Annotated in this window: 4 protein-coding genes and 1 other RNA gene; 2 read left to right on the top strand and 3 right to left on the bottom strand. The window is 66.6% G+C overall.

All coding sequences use genetic code 11. The features are described from left to right. Nucleotides 1-78: 78 nt before the first annotated feature. On the top strand, nucleotides 79-426 hold the full coding sequence (locus PO768_RS28110; RefSeq protein WP_272648688.1) for a hypothetical protein: 348 nt from the start codon (nucleotides 79-81) through the stop codon (nucleotides 424-426). A gap of 273 nt (nucleotides 427-699) precedes the next feature. On the opposite strand, the gene ffs is transcribed toward PO768_RS28110, so the two are convergent. From ffs to PO768_RS28095, 3 genes are all read right to left on the bottom strand, one after another. Beyond that, nucleotides 700-797: signal recognition particle sRNA small type (ffs, locus tag PO768_RS28105), an RNA gene on the bottom strand. A 51-nt stretch (nucleotides 798-848) separates the two neighbouring features. Beyond that, nucleotides 849-1226, bottom strand: a complete 378-nt coding sequence (locus PO768_RS28100; protein ID WP_272648687.1) for a SirB2 family protein — start codon at nucleotides 1224-1226, stop codon at nucleotides 849-851. A gap of 63 nt (nucleotides 1227-1289) precedes the next feature. Beyond that, nucleotides 1290-2417 (bottom strand): AIR synthase-related protein, encoded by a 1128-nt coding sequence (locus PO768_RS28095; protein ID WP_269840531.1) that lies wholly within the window; start codon nucleotides 2415-2417, stop codon nucleotides 1290-1292. A gap of 67 nt (nucleotides 2418-2484) precedes the next feature. Between PO768_RS28095 and dnaX the strand changes: the two genes are divergently transcribed. Further along, the coding region (gene dnaX, locus PO768_RS28090) for a DNA polymerase III subunit gamma/tau (RefSeq protein ID WP_272648686.1) at nucleotides 2485-3742 on the top strand (1258 nt) is incomplete at its 3' end.

Raw genomic sequence — 3742 nt, 5'->3', positions numbered from 1 at the left:
TCTCCTGGTTGATGGGCTTCGCTACCTTTACGCTGGTACGCCTGGGAGGGGGCAGGTCATCTTCATTCGCATATCAAGTTGCTACGCGACAAGTGGGTGGCGCACGCGGTTAACCACTTTGATGACGTGAAAGTCCATGTCACAGTTCAAGCCACCTCCAATGGAGGTCATGTGGTTAGCGGGGTGGGAATAAAAGCGCAGATGGTGACCGGCTTCGTCCAAGCTTGGATGCAATCGTTTCGCGAACTCTGCGTCGCCGTCCAAGCGATCCAGCGCAGGGAGTTCTCTAGAGAGAACGAACGAGTCAAGCTGTTGGCGCAAGAGTTGCCGATAAGTCAGATCATGCAACGTCAGCGAATTGACCAAATAGCCTTCACAGACCGAATTCTTACACCGAGCAAAGTTCGGAAAAAATTCTCTACCTGAATGTCGAGAGGCTTTGCAAGATGGTTGGGGTCGTACTCAATACGTCGGTCAACCGCAAGTCCATTGCCGCTGAGTAGCGGGGACATCAAGCTTAGGATTACGCAGAGACATTGAGGCGGCTGATCAGATCTGCACTTGCAACTCGCTGCCGTTCCTTGCTCACTTCCGTCATGAGCAGACCTTGAAGTTACACACCGCAGGTACACAGTCCGATGCCTGAAACCCGCTTGAACGCTGGGAACTCGCATGGATGCTGGGTTCTAGGGTGTTGGGGTTGACGAGCCTTACCCCCGGCACTGGTCACAACAGTTAGGGCTGCTTGGTTCCCCATCTGACCCGGTTGGCCGTGCTTCCATGCGAGGAGGCCCGTCAGCGAGCATTGTATGCGATGCGCGCCGGCCTTCTCGGAACACGGGGTGCGTCTACAGCCCCAGCGTGGCGGAGCGCGTCAGCGAGGCGCCGATGGCATAGCCCAACAAGGCCAGTGCGCCGAGATAGGCGGGCAGGCGGTAGTCGCGGCTCACCACGGTCCAGTGCGCGCAGGCCGCATAGGCGCACAGCGCCAGCAGCTTGGCGGCCAACCAGCTGTCACGCAACAGGTCGTAGTGCAGCAGCCCCCACAGGCTCAGGCCGGAGACGGCCAGCAGGAAGTGCAGGCCGAAGGAGATCGCGCGCAGGCGGTCGTCGGCGCCCCATTCGGCCTTGAACTGGGCGGCCAGGCCGCGGGCAAAAAAAAGCACGAGGCTGGCCCAGGCCAGCAGCTCGTGCATTCGCAGCATCCCCGAGTAGAACCAGTCCATCACCGCCCCCTGTTTGGGGCAAGCTTGGTCGGCGCCAGCGAGGCTGTCAAGCCCGGTCGGGGCTCAGCGCAGCTGCAGATCGTCGTCGCTGAAGCGGATGTTCAGCGGCTCAATCAGCAACTGCTTCTCGCCTTCTTCCAGGCTGCCCGCCACCCAGGCCTCGATGCCGCAGGCCTTGGCCACCTCGACGGTGCGCTGGGCATCGGCGGCCGGCACGAAGATGGCAAAACCTGCCCCCATGTTCAGGGTCGAGTAGGCCTCGCGGTCGTCCTGCTTGGCCTGTTCCTGCATGAACTTCAGCACCGGCGTGACCGGCGGCACCGTGTGGATGCGGTAGCTGAATTGGGCAGGGTGGCGCAGCAGCTTGCGCCAGCCGTGGCCGGTGATGTTGGCGCAGTAGTGGGGCTGGATGCCGGCCTTGAAGAGCGCCTCGGTGACCGGCGAGTACAGCACGGTGGGGGCCAGCAGCGCGTCGCCGTAAGTGAGGCCGGGTTCGATCTCGGTCAGGTAGCCCTGCGGCAGGCGCTCCACCAGCTTGCGCGCCAGGCTCAGGCCGTTGGCGTGGATGCCGCTGGAGGCCAGGAGCACGATGGCGTCACCGGCGGCCAGATCGTCGCCGACCGACAGGCGGCTCTTGGGATTGATCAGGCCGGTGCAGGAGGCGGCCAGGTCGATGCGGCCGTCCTCGACGATGCCGGCCAGCGCCGGGGTCTCGCCGCCGCCCCAGGCCACGGCGCAGGTGTCGCAGGCCTTCTTCCAGCCCTCGACCAGGGCTTGCGCGCGGGCCTTGTCGCCGAACCAGTCCGAGCCGCCGGCGGCCCAGTAGGCCTGCACCACCAGCGGCGTGGCGCCGACGGTGATCAGGTCGTTGACGGCCATCGCGATGGTGTCCTGGGCGATGCCGGCGTAGTAGCTGCTCTTGCCGGTCAGGCGCGCCATCTCGTCGGCCACCAGGGTCTTGGTGCCCAGGCATTCGACGATGGAGGCGATGTAGAAGGGCCCGACATCCACCACATAGGCCGACTCGCCGCGCGAGGCCGGCACCTCGCTGAAGCCATGGCCGCCCAGATGGGCGCCGGTGGCCGCCGCTGCGCGCTGGGCGGCGATCTTCAGCGGGTCGATCAGGTCGTAATTGACACCGGCCTGCTCGTAGCTGAGGGTGTCGGGAGAGGAGGGGGCATGCGTGCTCATGGGGCGGGATTATCGACCATGCGCCAGGCCCGTGGCGGGGCTGGGCGCGCCCGTAGAATGCGCCCCCATGAGTTACCAGGTCCTCGCCCGCAAATACCGCCCCCACAGTTTCGAGGAACTGCGGGGCCAAGAGCATGTGGTCCAGGCCCTGGCCAATGCGCTGACCCAGCAGCGCCTGCACCATGCCTATCTGTTCACCGGCACCCGCGGCGTCGGCAAGACCACGGTCTCGCGCATCCTGGCCAAGAGCCTGAACTGCACCGGCGCCGATGGGCAGGGCACGATCACGGCCCAGCCCTGCGGCGTCTGCGAGGCCTGCCGCGATATCGATGCCGGCCGCTTCGTCGACTATGTGGAGCTCGACGCGGCCTCGAACCGGGGCGTCGAGGAGATCTCGCAGCTGCTCGATCAGTCGGTCTACAAGCCGGTCGTGGGGCGCTTCAAGGTCTACATGATCGACGAAGTCCATATGCTGTCGAACACCGCCTTCAACGCGATGCTGAAGACGCTGGAGGAGCCGCCGGACTATCTGAAATTCGTGCTGGCGACGACCGACCCGCAGAAGGTGCCGGTCACCGTGCTGTCGCGCTGCCTGCAGTTCAATCTGCGGCCGATGGCGCCGCAGACCGTGCTGTCGCACCTGAGCGCCGTGCTGGAGGCCGAACAGGTGGTGGCCGATGCCGGCGCGCTGCGCCTGCTGGCGCGCGCCGCGCGCGGCTCGATGCGCGACGCGCTGTCGCTGACCGACCAGGCGATCGCGTTTGGCGCCGGTGCCCTGGTCGAGGCCGGTGTGCGCCAGATGCTGGGCACGGTGGATCGCGGCCATGTGGTGGCCATCCTGGATGCGCTGGTGGCCGCCGATGGCGCGGCCGTCGTGGCCCAGGCCGATGGCTTGCGCAGCCTGGGCCTGTCGGCCGCCGGCACGCTGGAGGACCTGGCCAGCCTGCTGCAGCAGACGGCGGTGGCCCAGGCCGCGCCCAAGGCCGTGGACGATCAAGACCCCGACAGCGCCGAGGCCCGGCGCCTGGCCGGCCTGCTGCCGGCCGACGAGATCCAGCTGATGTACAGCATGGCCCTGCACGGTCGCCAGGAACTGGGACTGGCGCCGGACGAGTACGCCGGCCTGACCATGGTGCTGCTGCGCATGCTGGCCTTTCGGCCCGGTGGCATCGCGACGAACCCGGCACTGAACCAGGCCGCGGCCCCGCCGCGCAAGCCCGAGCCGGCACCGGCACCGGCACCGGCACCGGTGAGCGCGCCCTTGCTGCGGCCGGCGGCGCCGAGCCTGGTGGTGCGTCCGCCCGAGCCCAAGCCGAGCCCGGTGC

Source organism: Paucibacter sp. XJ19-41 (genome assembly GCF_028462495.1).
In the GTDB taxonomy this organism is placed as follows: Bacteria; Pseudomonadota; Gammaproteobacteria; order Burkholderiales; family Burkholderiaceae_C; genus Roseateles_E.
This window is presented reverse-complemented; position numbering and strand designations above follow the sequence as displayed.

What these genes read in the sequence shown, in the direction of transcription:
- PO768_RS28095 (WP_269840531.1), bottom strand. Translation starts at nt 2,417, where the DNA reads ATGAGCACGCATGCCCCCTCCTCTCCCGACACCCTCAGCTACGAGCAG.
- PO768_RS28100 (WP_272648687.1), bottom strand. Translation starts at nt 1,226, where the DNA reads ATGGACTGGTTCTACTCGGGGATGCTGCGAATGCACGAGCTGCTGGCC.